Annotated in this window: 21 protein-coding genes; 8 read left to right on the top strand and 13 right to left on the bottom strand. The window is 60.5% G+C overall.

Translation table 11 applies throughout. From position 1 onward, the window contains the following. Positions 1–13: 13 nt before the first annotated feature. The 3 genes from EJ076_RS09845 to EJ076_RS09835 form a co-directional block, all read right to left on the bottom strand. On the bottom strand, positions 14–907 hold the full coding sequence (locus EJ076_RS09845; RefSeq protein WP_109671110.1) for a LysR family transcriptional regulator: 894 nt from the start codon (positions 905–907) through the stop codon (positions 14–16). 63 nt (positions 908–970) lie between these two features. Beyond that, the gene (locus EJ076_RS09840; RefSeq protein ID WP_109671192.1) at positions 971–1,606 is read right to left on the bottom strand and encodes an acyl-homoserine-lactone synthase; all 636 of its coding nucleotides are present in this window, start codon (positions 1,604–1,606) and stop codon (positions 971–973) included. Between the two features lie 72 nt (positions 1,607–1,678). Further along, entirely contained in the window at positions 1,679–2,425 is a 747-nt protein-coding gene (locus EJ076_RS09835) for a LuxR family transcriptional regulator (protein ID WP_109671113.1), read from the bottom strand. A gap of 127 nt (positions 2,426–2,552) precedes the next feature. Here EJ076_RS09835 and EJ076_RS09830 point away from each other — a divergent pair, with 127 nt between their 5' ends. Beyond that, positions 2,553–2,777, top strand: a complete 225-nt coding sequence (locus EJ076_RS09830; protein ID WP_109671115.1) for a helix-turn-helix transcriptional regulator — start codon at positions 2,553–2,555, stop codon at positions 2,775–2,777. A gap of 37 nt (positions 2,778–2,814) precedes the next feature. On the opposite strand, the gene EJ076_RS09825 is transcribed toward EJ076_RS09830, so the two are convergent. Next, the gene (locus tag EJ076_RS09825; protein WP_109671118.1) at positions 2,815–3,078 is read right to left on the bottom strand and encodes a helix-turn-helix transcriptional regulator; all 264 of its coding nucleotides are present in this window, start codon (positions 3,076–3,078) and stop codon (positions 2,815–2,817) included. A 147-nt stretch (positions 3,079–3,225) separates the two neighbouring features. On the opposite strand from EJ076_RS09825, the gene EJ076_RS09820 reads away from it, so the two are divergent. From EJ076_RS09820 to EJ076_RS09795, 6 genes are all read left to right on the top strand, one after another. Next, the gene (locus tag EJ076_RS09820) at positions 3,226–4,005 is read left to right on the top strand and encodes an IclR family transcriptional regulator (RefSeq protein WP_245462988.1); all 780 of its coding nucleotides are present in this window, start codon (positions 3,226–3,228) and stop codon (positions 4,003–4,005) included. Next, complete coding sequence (locus tag EJ076_RS09815; protein WP_109671124.1) at positions 3,995–5,188, top strand: Xaa-Pro peptidase family protein; 1,194 nt, start codon at positions 3,995–3,997, stop codon at positions 5,186–5,188. Before EJ076_RS09820 ends, EJ076_RS09815 begins: the two co-directional genes overlap by 11 nt. Beyond that, positions 5,185–6,462 carry a threonine synthase gene (locus EJ076_RS09810; RefSeq protein WP_126067726.1) on the top strand — a complete coding sequence of 426 codons (1,278 nt, stop codon included), beginning with the start codon at positions 5,185–5,187 and terminating at the stop codon, positions 6,460–6,462. Before EJ076_RS09815 ends, EJ076_RS09810 begins: the two co-directional genes overlap by 4 nt. 154 nt (positions 6,463–6,616) lie before the next feature. Continuing rightward, positions 6,617–7,357, top strand: coding sequence for an ABC transporter substrate-binding protein (locus tag EJ076_RS09805; RefSeq protein WP_245462987.1), 741 nt, complete (start codon positions 6,617–6,619; stop codon positions 7,355–7,357). A gap of 93 nt (positions 7,358–7,450) precedes the next feature. After that, positions 7,451–8,107: an amino acid ABC transporter permease gene (locus EJ076_RS09800; protein WP_109671132.1), complete on the top strand. Its 657-nt coding sequence runs from the start codon at positions 7,451–7,453 to the stop codon at positions 8,105–8,107. Beyond that, entirely contained in the window at positions 8,104–8,835 is a 732-nt protein-coding gene (locus tag EJ076_RS09795; RefSeq protein WP_109671135.1) for an amino acid ABC transporter ATP-binding protein, read from the top strand. Before EJ076_RS09800 ends, EJ076_RS09795 begins: the two co-directional genes overlap by 4 nt. A 67-nt stretch (positions 8,836–8,902) precedes the next feature. On the opposite strand, the gene EJ076_RS09790 is transcribed toward EJ076_RS09795, so the two are convergent. From EJ076_RS09790 to EJ076_RS09780, 3 genes are all read right to left on the bottom strand, one after another. Further along, positions 8,903–9,931: a PLP-dependent cysteine synthase family protein gene (locus EJ076_RS09790; protein WP_109671138.1), complete on the bottom strand. Its 1,029-nt coding sequence runs from the start codon at positions 9,929–9,931 to the stop codon at positions 8,903–8,905. Next, the gene (locus tag EJ076_RS09785) at positions 9,928–10,977 is read right to left on the bottom strand and encodes a kinase (protein ID WP_348639825.1); all 1,050 of its coding nucleotides are present in this window, start codon (positions 10,975–10,977) and stop codon (positions 9,928–9,930) included. Before EJ076_RS09785 ends, EJ076_RS09790 begins: the two co-directional genes overlap by 4 nt. A gap of 122 nt (positions 10,978–11,099) precedes the next feature. Next, positions 11,100–11,387 carry a hypothetical protein gene (locus EJ076_RS09780; protein WP_109671141.1) on the bottom strand — a complete coding sequence of 96 codons (288 nt, stop codon included), beginning with the start codon at positions 11,385–11,387 and terminating at the stop codon, positions 11,100–11,102. Between the two features lie 385 nt (positions 11,388–11,772). Here EJ076_RS09780 and EJ076_RS09775 point away from each other — a divergent pair, with 385 nt between their 5' ends. Continuing rightward, positions 11,773–12,255: a MucR family transcriptional regulator gene (locus EJ076_RS09775; protein ID WP_109671143.1), complete on the top strand. Its 483-nt coding sequence runs from the start codon at positions 11,773–11,775 to the stop codon at positions 12,253–12,255. A 159-nt stretch (positions 12,256–12,414) separates the two neighbouring features. Here the strand turns inward: EJ076_RS09775 and EJ076_RS09770 are convergent, their stop codons facing one another. From EJ076_RS09770 to trbK-alt, 6 genes are read right to left on the bottom strand one after another with little or no spacing between them, the layout of a single operon-like run. Continuing rightward, positions 12,415–12,639 carry a DUF2274 domain-containing protein gene (locus EJ076_RS09770; RefSeq protein WP_109671145.1) on the bottom strand — a complete coding sequence of 75 codons (225 nt, stop codon included), beginning with the start codon at positions 12,637–12,639 and terminating at the stop codon, positions 12,415–12,417. Positions 12,640–12,641: 2 nt separating this feature from the next. Then, positions 12,642–13,886, bottom strand: coding sequence for a TrbI/VirB10 family protein (locus EJ076_RS09765; protein WP_109671147.1), 1,245 nt, complete (start codon positions 13,884–13,886; stop codon positions 12,642–12,644). Next, positions 13,883–15,022 (bottom strand): P-type conjugative transfer protein TrbG, encoded by a 1,140-nt coding sequence (gene trbG, locus EJ076_RS09760; RefSeq protein ID WP_245462985.1) that lies wholly within the window; start codon positions 15,020–15,022, stop codon positions 13,883–13,885. The genes EJ076_RS09765 and trbG overlap by 4 nt, the downstream gene beginning before the upstream one ends. After that, positions 15,019–15,702 (bottom strand): conjugal transfer protein TrbF, encoded by a 684-nt coding sequence (gene trbF / locus EJ076_RS09755; protein WP_109671150.1) that lies wholly within the window; start codon positions 15,700–15,702, stop codon positions 15,019–15,021. Before trbF ends, trbG begins: the two co-directional genes overlap by 4 nt. A gap of 2 nt (positions 15,703–15,704) precedes the next feature. Then, a complete protein-coding gene (trbL, locus tag EJ076_RS09750; protein WP_109671153.1) occupies positions 15,705–17,066 on the bottom strand; it encodes a P-type conjugative transfer protein TrbL in 1,362 nt (453 codons plus the stop codon). Position 17,067: 1 nt separating this feature from the next. Next, positions 17,068–17,463: a putative entry exclusion protein TrbK-alt gene (trbK-alt, locus tag EJ076_RS09745; RefSeq protein WP_109671195.1), complete on the bottom strand. Its 396-nt coding sequence runs from the start codon at positions 17,461–17,463 to the stop codon at positions 17,068–17,070. Positions 17,464–17,466: the final 3 nt, after the last annotated feature.

The raw sequence follows: 17,466 nt of genomic DNA, 5'->3' as shown, positions 1-17,466 counted from the left end.
AAAGGTTCTTTCTCTAGTGTCCTGTCGAGGTGCGGGCAAGGAATGCCATCCGCAAGAAACTTCGCAGAGCTTGTGTATCGTTCAGATTGGATGTGACTGCGTTGAAAGGCAATTCAGCTCCGGGCGCGAAAATCGGACGGTAGACTACCCCAGCAGATCGCCACTCCGGCATCGATTGCGTTGTCAGACTAAACCCCCTGCCTAAACTTACCATTCCAATCAACATGTCTCTGCCCACGGAAAGATGCTCAACTTTCGGGTCGTATCCCGTATCTGACGATCCACGGGTCAGACACTCGTGGATTACTGTTCCGATGTCACCTTGTCCGCCAAGAAAGCTCATCTCCATCAAATCCCCCCAATGAATCTTCTCCTTGCGCGCCAAACTATTGTTCTCTGGCAGAACAGCAACTACTCGATCCAGCCAAAGCTGGATGACATTGCAGCCAGGCACTTCGGACCAACCCGTCAGCAACGCCACGTCGAGGCGCCGCGCTCGAATCCCGGCTAGTAGATCCTGTACGTCGGCTTCAACCAAGACAGGCTGAGCGCGACGATGCCCCGACACGAAACGACCGAGCAGCGCGGTGACAAAGCTTGCGCCGCATGAAGCATCGAAACCGATCCGAAGCATCCCCCTTCCGGACTCGGCCGCTATGTCTGCCGCTTCGTTAAGTTGCATAAGGGATGCACGAGCCCGTTCAAGAAACGCCCGACCTACCGCCGTGGGCACAACACCACTTGTGCTTCGATCGAATAGGGTCGCACCGAGCTGGTTCTCCAAATCCCGAATGCGTCGGCTGATGGCGGACTGCCGGATATTGAATTTTGTCGCGGTCTGCCGAAAACTGCCGAGGTCTGCCGCCGCGATTGCGTAACGGAGATGGCGGTGCTCAATTTTGCGCATCCACGACCAGCCGTTTGAAGGCTTTGCTTGCAGTTTGCCTGTTTGACCCACGGTTCTGATCAGTCATTCAGCAACCGGCTTAATCGGCTCGTCGTCGCAAAGGACAGTTCCCCCTATTCGATAGATCTGGCGCGTGGTCGTAAGGACTGCGGGCGAGATGTCCACCATGATCCCTATAATCGACATGCCGTCGCATTCTTTCGCGGGACCAAGTCGCTTCGGATTCCAGCCAATCGAGGCAAAACGCTCGTGCCAATAATCTTCGCAGACGATAGTCAAATGGCGGATATGGCGTTGAAGGCATAACTCCACGACGCCACAGCAGATGACACCGGCGGCCTGAGAGGAGCGCCCGGCTTCGCGCAAATGACGAGCGACGAAGAAGCGAGTCCATTCAAAAATATTCTTGCCGCGTTGTGCGCGACCGTTCACCAGTTGCGGGAAAACCTCGCTCATTAAATGAGGTTTAAGACTTGGGATCAGCCTGGAACCCGCGACGACCTGACCTGCGGCCGTGATACCGAGAAGATGGGTCGCATCCACCGTATCAAATGCGTCAATCTCCCGGCCGTCGGGACGCTTCAGCGCTTGCCAGCCACGCTCGCCTACGTAGATCTGATGGCGTAGCTGGAAGTACTGATCGAGTTGCTCCTGATAAGCCACGCAGTTTGCGGCATCAACGACGTGAACCTTGAACATAGCTGGACCCTGATGGATGCGAACAAGGACCATGCGCCTCCCGCTGGCGCCATACTCAGATCTGACGATGGTTCAAAGCTGGATTTCATGCCTGCGAACCGCCTCAACGATTGCCTGCACTATGTTGGCCGTGTCGAGCTTTTGTCTGACGTTGCGTAGATGTGTGTTGACCGTGCACGCCGAAATGCAGAGGATTCTCGAGACTTCCCAAGCCGTCTTCCCCGCCGCGACCCATTGCAGAATTTCACATTCGCGTTTGGAGAGTCTCTGCTTGTGCTTGCGCAAACCGCCGACAAGCCGATGGGCAGCTGAATAGGCATGACGGGCAAGAGCGTGAACGGTGCAGCGCGCCGAGGGCGTCAAGTCAAGCTCGCTGCCTGCAAGCGTTACGGCAGCGTTTTCACCAGACGGGCATTGGATCGGTATGCAGATTCCTTGCCGCAGACCAAACTCCGCAGCCTCGTCCATCACGCGCCGCGCGTTTGCGTCGGTCCGACCTCGGGAAACGTCGCTCCAGAGAAATGGCGCCATCGCGGTTCGACACAAGGCAGCGCATGGATCATGACGATAGTGCTTTGCGGTCATATAATGGTTGTACCAATCGGCTGGCCAACCGTTGACCAGGATATGTTCATCCAGCGCGCCCGTGCTCGGGTTCGGCAAATTGGTGATGAGACAGGCCACGTAGCCATAATTTTGGATGCGCGCGCGCAATTGCCTGATGATTTCCTTGATGCTCATGGCGCTATCCATGAGCGCGGTGGCTTCAAAGATTTCGACGATATCGTGCCGCAGTACGGACTGAGCTGTCTTCGCCATCTCGAGATCGTCCCGACATGTTGAGTTGGCAAAAAATACGTGACTTCCGCTCGATCGCAAGCCGTGTCGCTACGTTTGATTACTATAATAGGTGGCACTAAAGAGAACGGTCTGACTGCCTCACCCGATGAGGCTGAGGTCGGTTTTTGCCCGCAATCTGAGGTTGCTTCGACAAGCGACGAGCTTGTCGCAGGAGCAACTCGCCGATCTTGCCGGGCTTGATCGCAACTATGTCGGCAAGCTCGAGCGCGAAGAGAACTCGCCGACCGTGGACACCATGGAAGTCCTGGCGCTGGCGCTTCAAGTCGATGTCGAAATCCTGATCCGGCGCAGCATCCCACGACGCGCTTGAGCGTCTTCGGAGGGCTATAACAGGTCAGGAAACCGGTTTACGCTTCTCCGTCACCATCAGCAACCGCCCTGTCGCGCGCTTTGGTGTCTTTCACCGGACGATGAATGAGATCTTCGACGCTTGCGCCCAGCGCGCTGGCGATCTTTTCAAGTGAGAGGATGGTGGGGTTACGGCGCCCCGCTTCAAGGCCGCTCAGATACGAGCGCGTGAAGCCAGATCGGAACGAAAGTTCCTCCTGGGACAGCGCTTGTTGCCGCCGAATCCTCTGTACGTTGAGGCCAACAACCACACGTAGATCCATGGCGGCATGGTCGCCATGACGCACACTTTAGGACGACACACTATAGTGCACATTCGTCGTTGACGGCTGCGAGCTTTGCTGCTTTAAATGTCACAAATCGGAACATCATTCCTATATAAGGAACACTCTGTGACAGGCAATCTTTCGTTGGAGCGCGGCCTCGCTGTACTGGATCTGCTCAAGGATACGGATGAGCCGATTGGTGTGCGCGACCTTTCCCGCCGTCTCGACCAGAGCGCTGCGGCAGTGCAGCGCGCCCTGAACACGCTCGCCTCATATGGCTATGTCGAGCAGATTGCGGAGTCGCGGCGCTACCGGCTTGGGCATTCTGTTCTGGCACTGGCGCGGTACATTCTGCGCAAGGACCGCCTCATTGGCTTGGCGGAGACAGAACTCCAGGCCTTGGCCGCTGAAGGTTGCTTCAATGCGTTCCTCGCCGTGAGGCGGGGCGATCGCGGCCTCTATCTCCTGACCGTACAGAGCAAAAGCCCGGTCGTCATTCGATCCTCTCCGGGTGAGACCTTCCCCCTGCACTCCACGGCGCTTGGCAAAGCCCTGTTGATGGAATTGAGCGCCAAGGACGTCATCGGGGTTCTGGGGGAAGGCCCGCTCGAGCGCCTGACGCCAAGAACCGTCACCGAGACCAGCAAGCTCGTGGTCCAGATCAATGCCTCGGAAGGCATCGGTTACACCACGTCGATTGACGAGAATTTTGCCGGTCTGATTGCGATCGGCGCGCCAGTTCGCGACGCGTCGCGCGCAATTGTTGCAGGAATAAGCGTAGCCTATCCCCGCTCGGTCGGGCCGCACGTCGAAATCGCCGAGGTAGGCGAGACGGTCATGGCAGCCGCCACCCGAATTTCCGCCAGCCTTGGCTATCGCGGCGCCACCAGCCATCAGACCGAGGATCCCAGTCATGCTGCTTAACGAACCAAGGCTACGGCAACGGATGACTGACGCCGGGTTGGATGCAGTCGTGGCGACGGCGCCGGAAAACGTTACTTACATGAGCGGATTCTGGGCCCTTCCCCAATGGATTCGCCGTGGTCCGCAAGCCTATGTGGTGTGGCCCGCCTCCAACCGGGGTGCGCCAGAAATCATTACCAGCACAAGCACGCTTGATCTCGTTGCCGACCAAGACGTGGGTGCTGCGAAGGTTCGCCGCTTTGGAGAGTTCCATGCAGAGCTCAGCCCCAATGCGGTCGGCGATCCAGTGGGCCAGGAACACCTCCAGCTTCGCAGGTTGCCGCCACACCGAGATGCCATAGCTGCCCTCGTGGCGGGTTTGGAGGAGGCACGCCTTGGAAATGGTCATATCGGCATTGACGAAACCGGCCTTGCAAGCGGACATCTGGAGGCATTGGCGGCACGTTTGCCAAACGTCAAAATCACGCCGGCGGCGGCGCTGCTGCGCGAAGTTCGCGCGGTCAAGACGGATCACGAGATCGATCGGCTGAGACAGGTCGCTCGAATTGCCGAACGTTCGATCGAGGCCGCGCTTGGTGTTGCCAAGGTAGGCGCGACCGAACTTGATCTCGCGCGCGCGTTTCATGTCCAGACCATCGAAGATGGCGCGTTCCCGGTCCTGGGATGCATCGGTTTTGGCGAGCGCAGCGCGCTCATGAACGTTCAGCCATCTGATCGCAGGTTGCGCATCGGTGAGATCATACGCTTTGACGTCGGTGGTCGATTTCACCATTACCGCGCCGACGTTGCCCGCATCGCAACATTGGGCGAGCCTCCTCCTGAGGCCCGGCGCCTTCACCGGGCCTTGCTGCGCGGAGTCCAACACGCCTGCGAGATCATCCGACCGGGCATCGCCGCATCGCATGTTTTCGGCGAAGTCATGCGCGTCGTTCAGCGCGAAGGAATTCCGCATTACAGGCGCGACCATGTTGGCCACGGCATCGGCCTTGATGGTTATGACGCGCCGACGCTTTCATCGAACAGCAGTGAGGTTCTCGAAGAGGGAATGGTCCTATGCGTGGAGACGCCCTACTACGAAATCGGTCGATGGGGCCTGCAGGTCGAGGATATGCTCGTCGTTCGATCTGGTGGCGTCGAGCGATTGATGGCAACAGACGGCGAAATCATCGCGGTGCCGCTATGAGCCGCGCCACAGGATTTTCCTGCATTCGGTGCGGCACCGTCTTTCCTCCCGATCTACGGATTGACTCCCGAGGCTGCCCCATTTGTGTTTCCGTCGCGCCTGCCAATCTGAGAGTGGCTTACAATTGTCAGACGCTCGCACCTCACGGTGAGACACCGCAAAACCAGCTTCCTTCATTGTGGCGTTACGCGGACATGCTTCCTTGCGCGTCCAGAGACGCAATATCCCTTGGCGAGGGTCTGACACCGCTCCTGCCTGCGACGACGATAGGCAGCGCGCTTGGCGTTCCCAATCTTCTTATCAAGGACGAAGGTCGAAACCCGACATGGTCTCACAAGGATCGTTTCTCGACCGTCGCGGTATCAATGGCGCGTTTAGCCGGGGCGCGGGTTATTGCCACGGCCTCCTCGGGAAACGCCGGCGCCTCACTTGCCGCCTACGCCGCACGGGCAGGTTTGCGATGCGTCGTCGTCACATTCGCGGGAACCGCCGGCGCGATGCTGGCGCAGATCAAGAAATATGGTGCCAAAATTGTCCCAATGGCCGACAAATCCCAACGCTGGCCTTTGCTCGCGGCAGGCGTCGAGCGCCTTGGATGGTTTGCCACCTCGCCATTTCAGGCACCGGTCGTTGGCAGCCATCCCGCGGGGATAGAGGGTTACAAGACACTTGCCTATGAGATCTTCGAGCAGACGCATGGCTCGATGCCTGATTGGTGCGTCTTGCCGGTCTGCTACGGCGATGCCCTTGCAGGACTGTTCCAAGGTTTCACCGACCTTCTCGAGCAGGGAAAAATCGAACGCATTCCTCGCCTTGCTGCCGCCGAGATACATGGCTCCCTGTCTGAAGCGCTCGCCAACAAGACAGACTTGATTGCGGAAGCTCCGGCCGCGTTCGAAACGCTGGCAGTGTCGATGGGAACCACGCGAAGTACCTTCCAGGCGTTGCGAGCGCTTCGTCTTTCGGGCGGCACCGCTGTACGCGTCGGCAACCCCGGGCTTATTGACCTGCAGCGACAACTGGCGGCCAGCGAGGGTATCTTTGCCGAGCTTGCTTCGGTCACGCCTCTCGCAGCGATTGAAACTCTGAGGCGGCAGGGGATCATCGTCTCTTCCGATCGCGTGGTTGCGATCATCACGGCAAGTGGCCTGAAGGATCTCGATCGGTCGACAGTGCCGGAAGATCGGCAGCCCGTGTTTGGAACTGCCGGAGAAGCCTGGGAGCATTTGCTTAAAGACGAGGACCACAGTTCCTCGCGATATGAAGCCGCCTGATTCAATCTCAGCCGGACGATCTTGCTGCATCAATGGCGCATGCCGGATCAGGGCATCCATTCGTTGCATCCGAGCAGACCAAACACAGGGTCGGCTTGAAAGGGCGCAACTGATGCCGGCAACAAATCAGCCACTACAAACAGGGAGAAGTTCTGTGATTTCGAGATTTATCATCCCCTGCATAGCAGCAATTTTTATCGCCGCCACTGCTATGGCAAAGGAAACAATTACCGTCGGAATAACCCCTACCGGAGTGCCATTCACATTCGTTGATGCAGCAACGCAAAAGCCAACTGGTGCGATGGTCGACCTTGCCACGGCCATCGCGGCGGACATCGGAGCGGATGTCCAATTTCAGATCAATGCCTTTCCTGCTCTGATCCCCGCACTGACGACCGGCAAGATCAACCTCATCTCCGCCAGCATGTTCGTGACCGCCAAGCGCCAGGAAATTATCGACTTCAGCATTCCGGTCTACGCCTATGGGGAAGCGATGTTTGTCGCCGCTGGCGACAGCAATGATTATACGATCGATCAACTCAAGGGCCAGGATGTCGGCGCACAAATCGGCTCGACATATGCCGACGCCTTGCAGGCGTTAGGCGTGTTCGGCCAGGTAAAGCTTTATGACTCGATCGCCGACATGATGCGTGACGTCGTTCTAGGGCGCATCAAGGCTGGCTTCGGCGACAGGCCCATCGTGGCGTACCAGAGTTCGCGAAATCCCAAGCTTGGTGTTCGTCTTGTAGGCGGCTATCGACCGTTGAACGAGGGTAAGGTTGCCCTGGCGGTGGCCAAGAACAATTCGCAGCTTTTGAACGAGGTGAACACTTCGATAGCCAAGTTTGAGAAGAACGGCGAACTGGCGAAAATCCTGTCCAAATATGGCCTTTGAGGCGATCCATCCGCCAGCGATGGGACAGCCAGTTGGTCGATCAGACCGAACGCTGATCTGGGAGGTGAAACTCGGTATTCGGAAAGGCAGGCCATGAGCACATTCGTTACAAACGCAACAGAATATCTGCCCATTCTACTTCGCGGTGTCTGGCTGACGGTGCTGACCACGACGCTTGCATTATGTCTTGCGACAGCTCTGGGGCTGGTGTGGGCGATAATGAGAACGTCAGGAATCAGCTCCCTCTCCGTCCCGGCGCGCTTTCTCGTTGAGTTCCTGCGCGGCATCCCGCTGTTGGTCGTGTTGTTTTATATCTACTTCGTCGCACCCGACATAGGCATCAACCTGACCGCGCTCCAGGCTGGCGTGCTCGGTCTGGGTCTGGCCCATTCTTGCTATCTTGGCGAAACGTTCCGGGCCGGAATTGAAGCAGTCGACAAGGGACAGATTGAAGCAGCAAAATCGATCGGCATGCGCCGGCCTTTGATGATGCGCCGTGTCGTGCTTCCACAGGCATTGCGGATCGTGTTGCCCCCGTACGCCAACAACATGGTGATGCTCCTAAAAGATTCATCGCTTGTGTCGGTTATCTCGGTGCAGGAACTGACCATGCAGGGAAAGATGCTGGCATCGTCAACCTTCGACAATATGACCGTCTTTACCCTTGTAGCCGCTCTCTATCTTTGCCTGACGATCCCTTTGAATTTCCTTATGCGGCGCGTTGAGATCCACATGGAGCAGGCGGGATGATTGCGTTTGACAACGTGCATAAATCGTTCGGCCGCCACGAAGTTCTCAGAGGTATAGATGCAGAAATCGCCAAGGGTCAGGTCGTATGCCTGATAGGTCCATCGGGATCGGGCAAGTCGACACTTCTGCGTTGTGTAAACGGGCTGGAAGACTACCAGCGCGGTCGCATCAGCATCGACGGCGTCGTTGTCGACGCGGCCTCGCCAGACCTCCACTCAATCTGCACCCGTGTATCGATGGTCTTTCAAAAGTTTAACCTGTTTCCGCATCGCACGGCCCTGGAGAACGTCATGGAGGGCCCCGTCTATGTGTTGAAGGAAGACAGGCAAGAGGTCCGTGAGCGGGCCATGGCGCTTCTGAACCGTGTGGGACTCGCGGAAAAGACCAATTCATATCCCTCGTCGCTGTCCGGTGGCCAACAGCAGCGCGTTGCCATCGCACGCGCCCTGGCAATGCGGCCGCAGGCCATTCTCTTCGACGAGCCCACATCTGCTCTCGACCCGGAGATGGTGGGCGAGGTGCTGCAGGTGATGCGTGTCCTTGCCGACGAAGACATGACGATGCTCGTGGTCACGCACGAAATCCAGTTCGCCCGCGAAGTATCCGATAGAGTGCTCTTCCTCGATGGAGGTCGCATCGTTGAGCAAGGTCCCGCCGGGGAGATCCTTCGCGATCCGAAGCATGACCGTACCCGTGATTTTCTGCGGCGCGTGACGCACCCCATGTGAGAATCAAAGACAGGTGGCCCTTGAAGCCGATGGGGCTCCCGCAGCTTCCCAACAATCGCTGTCGCGATCATGCCTGATCTCTCAGCACCGATTGCAACGTTCGCCGGTTCCACGAAAATCGCGTCCAGGCAGTCTCCGCGGCGGGTCTGATCTGGTCGATGTGGGTTGGCTCAAGGGGCAACGCCAGAGGCCAGCCCTGCAAGGTGGCGAGCCAATCCTCGTTGTAGACTGTGTCGGCGTGGCGATGCCCCTCATCAGGCATGATTGCGACGGTGGCTGCTCCGGGGTTCTTTCGGGCAAACCAATCGGCGACCAAAGCGGCTGCCCCGCTCGTCGGCCCCATGAAAACGCCATGCGTTCGAAACAGCTCATGAGACTTTGCATAGGCTGGCAAGGCCCCCACCCAGTGAACCTCATCGATCATGTCGTGCCTGACGTTCTGCGGAAGGACGCTGTTGCCCAGCCCACGCAGCATACGCCGCCCGACAGGCTGGCCGAAAAGGATGCTCCTGTGCGTATCGACCGCCACGATCCGGATTTCTGGAAACAGCTCGCGTAGAAAACCACCGGTACCGCACAGGGATCCCCCCGTCCCCACACAGCCAACCAGGCAGTCAATCCGGCCAAAGGAACGCACCACCATGTCGGCAAGGCGCGCATAGGCAAGCCGGTTGTCGGGACTGTCGTATTGCCGCGGCCAATAGGTACCTGGCTGTTGCAACAGGATCTGCTGAAGATGGTCAAGACGGCCAGGTTGATTGCCGTCTCCCTTCGGATCGGCAATCGCCACGACTTTTGCCCCCAGCTGCTCGAGGCGCCGCGTGAGCTTGATGTCGATCAGGCTTGAGGCGGTAACAAGCGTAAGACCATAGCCGCGGGCGGCGGCCAGCATAGCAATGGCGAGGCCGAAAGTGCCGGATGTCGTTTCGACAATATGGCCGCCTCGCGCAATGCCGCCGGTGGCTTCCGCACGATCGACCATGAAACGCGCCGGCATCAGCTTCATCAGCGAGAAACAGGCTGCGTTCAGATTGGGCGCAAGCCTTGCGAACCGCGGCGTTTCGAAGGCACGCAGGTAATCTCCATCTTGCGTCATTGGAGCACCGCACCTTCCGCGTTGAGCGAAAACATCTGAACATCGGCGAAACCTGTGTCGGTCGCTGTCTTCGCGATTTCACCGGCACGCAAAGCGGCCTTTGGCGCGTTCGCATCCAGGAGGATGCCGATCAAAGTGCCGCTGTGCGCGACCTGAACTCCGCAGGCGCCAAACCACTGAGACAATGCAAGCACCGTATCAAAATGGGCCCTGGGCAAATGTCTCTGGCTTATGCAAGCGCTCACCGTCGCAACCCGACCAAGCAACATCGGATCCTGCAGCCGGACAGAACGATGAGCCAAACCTCGAAGCGCCCGAAACGTCTCGATTTCCTCGCTGTCATAGCGGGCTCGGCGCATCCCCAGAGTGTCTACGGGCTGGTCCGCGGCGCCGCGGAACCCAACAACGAAAAGAGGCGGAAATTCTCCGCCGAAATGTTCGATTGGACGGCCTTCCCGGTGCGCAAAGAGGATCGCCTGATCCTGGTAAGCTATGGCATCGCTGGCGCCTTCAGCCGCTACCGCCAATCGGGCAACCGTTGACTGACGAAGTGTCGTTCCTGCGGAAGCGGCAACGGCGCGGATCGTGGCTGTCACGTCGGCCGTGGATGAGCCGTAGCCGTGTCCGATCAAGATCGCGCTCTCGATCGTGAGATCGCCACCCTGTCCGCCTAGGCCCAAGTGACCAAGCGTCAGTTCCGCGGCCCGAGCTGCCTTGGTCCTGCTCTCTGGACGCGTTCGGATGCCACCCTCCTTTCGTGGCCAGAAAGTGACCGTCGATTCTTGCGAAGGCAGCGGAAGCGTGACGAGGCCTCTGGGAAGACGCCCCTCCCCGTCCTCAAAAACGCCTTGCAAAAGCTCGCCGTGGTGGGCGCTAGCCCGAGCTGTACCCACGGAAAGCGGGCGACGCCGCTTGCCTTCCGCATCCGCGATAATTTTCCCGAAAATGGATTTGCCCTTGCCTTTGTCGAGTTTCGACATCACGACATCTCCTTCGCTGGAGGCATCGCCGAATAATGCTTTGGACTGCCAGCGTTCGTCTTTCACCAATTCTAGGTATTTTACTTGGTGCAAATTTGAACGCTGGTGGCTTACCCGAGAGCATCGGCGATTCAGGGACGGCTACTCGCAGATGCGCCTTGAGCCGGAGCGGGAGCGCGACGCCTTCGTCAGTCTCCGATATCGGGAGTGCTAACGGCGACGCCAGGCGCTGGGAGGTCCGCGATATCGCCCAAGCGCATCAGATCCGACAGTGCGACACGAAGTTGCGGCCAGGGGAATTCGGAACAATCCTCGCACGATTGCCCTGTTTCGAGCATGACCGCCAGTTTCGCGCAGACACCCGGATTGGACTGCGCCGGCGCGCCCCATAAGCCGGCGGCAAGTTTCTGTTCCTCCTTTGCGGCCGCCTCCTCCTCCCGTTTTGCCGCGGTATAGCCGACGAGGGCCTGCGACACGGCGGTTTGCCGCGCTGGGTATTTAGAGGCTTAGGGAAGGCCTCGACGATCTTCCGAGCAGCGACGAATGCTTCACCAAAGGCGTCGAACGAATTGAGCTTTCGCGATCAAACGACGGCAGCAACGAGCTCTCTTTCTTTCTCGATTCTATCGCCAAGGTTCACGGCTGACTTCCATGGGTTGAGGTGCGCCTAGGCAGGCTTCAGGCGAGTGGTTAGTATCGATAGTTCCGCCTTGCACTTCGGCGGATGTGAATGACGTCGGTGTCTCTTGGGTTCGTCGGCTGCGATTTCCGGTCTTGTGCAACCGGTGCGCTTTCCTGTAGCGAGGTCACTGACACAGGCGGGGGCCACAGACACTGAGAGCACTTGAGAGGGTTGACCAAATGCCTGAAGATCTTACAGAGTCCGGCGCAGATTTGCTGGCGATGACCGCCGACATCGTGTCCGCCTATGTCAGCAACAACCCGCTTCCGGTGTCCGAACTCGCTCGCGTGATTTCTGATACCTATGCAGCGGTCAGCAAGCTGCAGGGAGCACCTCAAACCCAGCCGGAAGAGAAGTCCGCACCCGCTGTCCCGATCAAGAAATCGGTGATGCCGGACTTCATCATCTGCCTTGAAGACGGCAAGAAGTTCAAATCGCTCAAGCGGCACATCGGCACCCACTATAATCTCACGCCGGATGCGTATCGCTCAAAATGGAGCCTGCCGTCCGATTATCCGATGGTTGCTCCGAACTACGCCGCTGAGCGGTCTCGGCTGGCGAAGGCGATCGGTCTGGGACGGAAGGCCGCGGCACCTGAACCCGAGGCGCCGCCCGCGCCGGCACCGGCGAAGCGCCGCAAAATCGGCATCAAGACGACCTGACGTCCGGGACTGTCGCCGATAGCGGATGGTTTGTCTGAGACGGCAGCGGCGGCCGGCATCTCCGTGTTTCCCCGTCAACGCAGGAAGGCGCGATTTTCTGAAATCACGCCGTGACTCTGGGAGGCGCCACTGACCCGGTTTGCTTCAGTGGTCCTGCCTTCAACCACCCTCCGAACGCCTTGCCCTGGCGAAGCCTCGATCCGTCGCCATGAACCGCGCCAACATCGCAACGATGAGGCGCGGCGCATCGGTGGGCCTTTGCCCCGCATCGCGGCCGAGGATTTCGGCGTAAGCGGTCAGGTCACGATGTAATGAAGCGGGGAGTTCCACCATCACCTTAACAGGTTTATCGTCGGCGATTGGCCCAAGTTTCAGCTTGGTCATTTTCAGCCTCCGTAAGGTTCAAGCACGAGATCGCGCGTGACGATAACGCGCACCGGGAATCCCGGTCGGATGGTGAGCGTCGGCGCTATGTTGAGCTGCCGCTGGACGATCTGCTGACCTGTCTGGCTGATGCTGTCGGAAGCACCCTGGCGCAGAGCGCGCGTGATGTCGCTCTCCTGGCTCGATGAGCCTGCTTGCGCCCCGATGCTCAGAACCGTGGAAAGTGCTGCAGCCTTGAACAGCTCGCCCCAATGATAATCGACGCCATCCTCGAGGCCAGCATAGCCCTCGGCGTCCGCGCCAGGTTCACGTTCCAGAACGAAGGATCGGCCGTTGGGAAAAATCAGCCTGGTCCAGACCAGCAACACGCGACGCTGGCCGAAGCCGACGCCATTGTCATACTGGCCGATGAGGCGCGTCCCCTGCGGAACGAGAAGGACGTGGCCGGTGGGGCTGTCATAGACATTCTCCGTCACCTGGGCGGTAATCTGGCCCGGCAGGTCGGAGCGAATGCCGGTGATGAGGGCGGCCGCGATGACCGCGCCAGCCTGCAGGACGTTTTTCGACACCGGCGCCACGACGCGATCAGGTGAGACGGTGCGTTTGTCCGGCGGCTGATCGAGGAATGCGCGCTGGCGGTCCTGCGCCGAGGGCGTCGCTGGCTGCGGCGCAAGGCCAAGGTTGGAGAGGTCGGGCCGTGGCGTGGCGTCTGTCCCAGGCCGAGCGACGGTCGCGTCACTTGCGGGCCGCGTTTGCGTGGACGCAAACAGTCGCGCGGTCCTCGCCGCTTCCAGTTCCTGCTCCCGGCGCTGCTCCTCCGGGTCCGGTCCCACGGGGCCTGTCGACAGGGCGGGGCCGCTATTCTGTGCGGCGAGGATCGGGCGGCCGAGATCGCCGGGAAGCGGCGGGCCAAGCTTGGGAATGCCCGCATAGTCCTTCGGCAGGCCCGCGAGCCCATCGGGCGTCGAACGATTGTCGGTCGAATACAGCTCCTGCCCCTGGCCTTGCTGACGGTTCTGAAGCGCGTAAATCAGCGCACCGCCGACAGCGAGGCTTGCCGCGAGCCCCAATCCGGCAAGCGCCTTGCGAGACACACGTGTTACGCGCGGCGGCTCGGCGCGCAGCCGCATGGCCGCGGCCGGCTCGCCGGTCAACGGCAAGGAACCATTATCGGCCAGGGCCTCCGGCCACGCGTCCTCCACCGGCCCCCGGCCCTCTTCCTTCCCGGGATCCAATCCTTCGCTCATGATGGCGACCCTCCGCTGTCTCCTCGCAGGTTCGTGGCGCGAGGGGTCTCACCAGGGCCACGCATCCATGAAAATCGACTGCTCCCCACCCCATCGGTGCGGGAGATGCGGATGCGCTGCTGGTTCTTGCCGGCGCCGAACCGCAACTCGGCGGCGGCAAACAACCGGTCGACGATCATGTAGTTGCCGCGCACGCGATAGTTCACCAGCTCGGACGTGTCGCCTTCCGGCCCGACCACGAAGAGTGGCGGCATCTCGCCCTGACCGATGCCCCGCGGGAACTCGATGAACGCCTGCCTGCCATCGTCGAAGGCGCGTAGCGGGCGCCACGGTGCGCGATCGCCTGTCACCTCGTAGCGGAAATTGACGCGCGACAGATCGATGCCTGTCGAGACCGGCTGCGCGGCCTCAGCCTGCTGGTTCTGACGGCGCAAGGCGATCAGCTGGTCCTGCGGGTATTGCCAGGAAACCGATGCCATATAGGTCGACGGTGTCGAGCGCAGTTCCATGTGATAGGTGCGCCGATCGGTGTTGATGACGAGATTGGTTGTCAGCTCCGCCCGCGTCGGTTTGACGAGGATGTGGACTTGCGTGGTCCCACCAATACCGCTCTCGGTATCGCCGATGATCCAGCGCACAGTGTCGCCAGCGGCGACGGGACCGGAGCCGACGAGTTGTTCGCCGGGTTGCAGGGCGATGTCGGTGATCTGCCCAGGCGAGGCATAGACCTGATAGAGCGCGCCATCGATGAAGGGATAGACCTGCATCGAGTTGATGAAGCCATTGCGGACAGGCTGGATGCGCGCGGCGGCGTTGGCGAGATTCACGCGCGCCGTCGGATCGGTCGGTTCCGGCTGGGGCTTCGCGTCCCTCCCGACCGGCTTCAACTGACCGGGAAGCGGTAGCGGCTTTGACAGCTCGACCACCTTGACGGGCGCGGGCGGATCGACGGCCTGCACGGCCGGGATCGGATCGTCATAGGAAATCTCCGGCGGCTTCTGCCTGGTGGCACAGCCTGCAAGCGCCGAAGTGCAAAGCAGAAGTGCTGGAAAGGCTATCTTGCGGAAGGCCGGCACTGCGTGGATGAGGAACGTTGGACATCCCCAGTGGGTGGCTTTGCAGGGTGCGGGCGTCATTGTCCAAGCTCCTTCGACCAGTTGACGGCGTTGATGTAGATGCCGAGCGGGTTCTTCCTCAGCGTGTCGGCGTCGCGCGGGGGCTGCACGACAATGGTGAGAATGGCGGACCAGCGATCCGTGGAAGCGAGTGATCCGTCTTGATAGCGGCGTTCGACCCAGGCGGTGCGGAAGCTCACTGGGGATGCGCGGATGACCGACGAGACGTCGACGGCAACCTGCTGTTTGCCGACCTTGGTGAACGGGTCATTGCCGCGCGCATAGTCGTTGAGCGCCAGCGCCCCGCCTTGTGTCGTGAAGTCATAGGCGCGCAGCCAGTTCTGCCGCAGGATGATCGGATCGGCGGGGATCGACCTCACCTGTTCGATGAAGTGCGCCAGGTAGAAAGCAACCTGCGGATCGTTGGGCTGATAGTCGGCGACCGCCGGCGCCACAGCCTGCGCCTGGCCGAGACGATCGACCTGCACCACCCAGGGCACGATCGAACCATTAGCGGACTGCCAGATGAGTGCAGTGGAGACCCCGGCGGCGAGCGCCAGGCAACCGAAGGCCATGATACGCCAATTGCGCGCTTGCACGCGAGCCGAACCGATGCGCTCGTCCCAGACCTGGGCAGCGCGTTGGTAGGGCGTCTCGGGCTGTGGGGATCTGCCGTAATGCGTGGACGGTCGTTTGAACATGCTCAGTCTCTTTCCGAGAGGTTGATAGAGGAGCCGCCGCCATGGCTGTCGCCACTGCGAACGGCGTGGGCGGCGGCTTGGACGCCATGGGTCATCTGTTGTGAGCGCTTCATGCGCTTCGCCCAGGCGGGCTGACTTTCGGTGGCGGAGGACGCAACGGAAGCGGACGCGACTTCGGCGGCGTTTGCGCCGACTGTGCCAGCAGTGGAGGATCCGCCCGTCGTCTCGAAGGCAGCGCGAGCGCCGGACTGGAAGCTGTGCTTCATGCTGCCTGCCGCATGATTGGCCGCGCGCTTCAGCGGTGAGATGGCACCCTGGGCACCGGCGCTGATGACACCGCCGAGACCTGATGCGACGACTGAAACACCTGACTGTCCGGCCGCGCCAAGGCCGTAGGCTGCGGATGCCCTGCCCGCGGCGGCGGCACCGCCACGGGCCGCCGCCGCAGCACCGCCGCTGACGACCGCGCCTCCGGACACGACGGCGCCGGCGGTCGCGGCGCCCACTGCTGCCATGCCGCCGGCGGCGAGCCCGGTACCGACCGCCGCGCCCGCGCCAAGCTGCGGACCGCCGGAGACGAGCCCGTTGGCGATGCCAGGTCCAAAGATGCCAAGGCCAAGCAGCGACAGCGCGGCCAGCACGATCGCCATCGCGTCGTCGATCGACGGCGTGTTGCCGCTGAACCCTGCGGTGAACTCGGAGAAAAGTGTCGAGCCAATGCCGATGATGACGGCGAGCACCAGCACCTTGATGCCGGACGAAATGACGTTGCCGAGCACCCGCTCGGCCATGAAGGCGGACTTGCCGAACAGACCGAAGGGTATCAGCACGAAACCGGCGAGCGTCGTCAGCTTGAACTCGATCAGGGTGACGAAAAGCTGGATTGCCAGGATGAAGAAGGCCAGCAGCACCAGCGCCCAGGCGAAGAACATGCAGGCGATCTGGATGAAGTTCTCGAAGAAGGACCAATAGCCCATCAGGTTCGAGATCGAGTCCAGCAACGGCCGGCCGGCGTCGAGCCCGGTCTGCGCCACCTTACCCGGGCGCATGAGATCGTCGACGGCAAAACCCGTTCCCGAGGCCTTCAGGCCAAGCCCGGCGAAGCTTTCGAAGACGATGCGGGCGAGATTGTTCCAGTTGGAGATGAGATAGGCGAAGACGCCGACGAACAGCGTCTTCTTGACGAGGCGCGCCATGATATCGTCGTCCGCCCCCCAGGACCAGAAGAGCGCCGCCAACGTCACGTCTATGACAATCAGGGTCGTGGCGATGAAGCCGACCTCGCCGCCGAGCAGGCCGAAGCCGCCGTCGATGTAGCGCGTGAAGACTTCGAGGAAATGGTCGATGACGCCCATGCCGCCCATGTCAGCGAATCTCCGGCCGGGGCGGCTCGACCTGCATCGCGGGAGCTGTCACATCCCTCCGCTTTCCTTCTTTCCGGTTGGCTGACGCCGCTACATCCGGAAACCGCGTTGTCGGCGCTACCGGAGCAGTCGCCGTTGCCGGTGCCTGCTGACCGAGAAACCGGCGCCGGCTTTCTGCCCACGCTTTCAGACAGCCGGGATCGCGAGGACCGGCCTCGCCGATCCGGGAACAGCGGCGCAATTCGGACGCGAGCGGGTCTTGTGACGCGATGGAACGGTCCCGCATCGCCGGGGCGTCAGGCTCATCGTCCTTGGTGCTCATCTCGATCACAGTCACTGTCAAAGCGATCGCCATGAAGACGACTGCGCCGATGCGAGCGAAGATCTTGCCTTCCATGGC

Source organism: Mesorhizobium sp. M7D.F.Ca.US.005.01.1.1 (assembly GCF_003952545.1).
Taxonomy (GTDB): domain Bacteria; phylum Pseudomonadota; class Alphaproteobacteria; order Rhizobiales; family Rhizobiaceae; genus Mesorhizobium; species Mesorhizobium loti.
The sequence above is the reverse complement of the archived record's forward strand: the minus strand, read 5'-3'. Positions and strand labels throughout refer to the sequence as shown.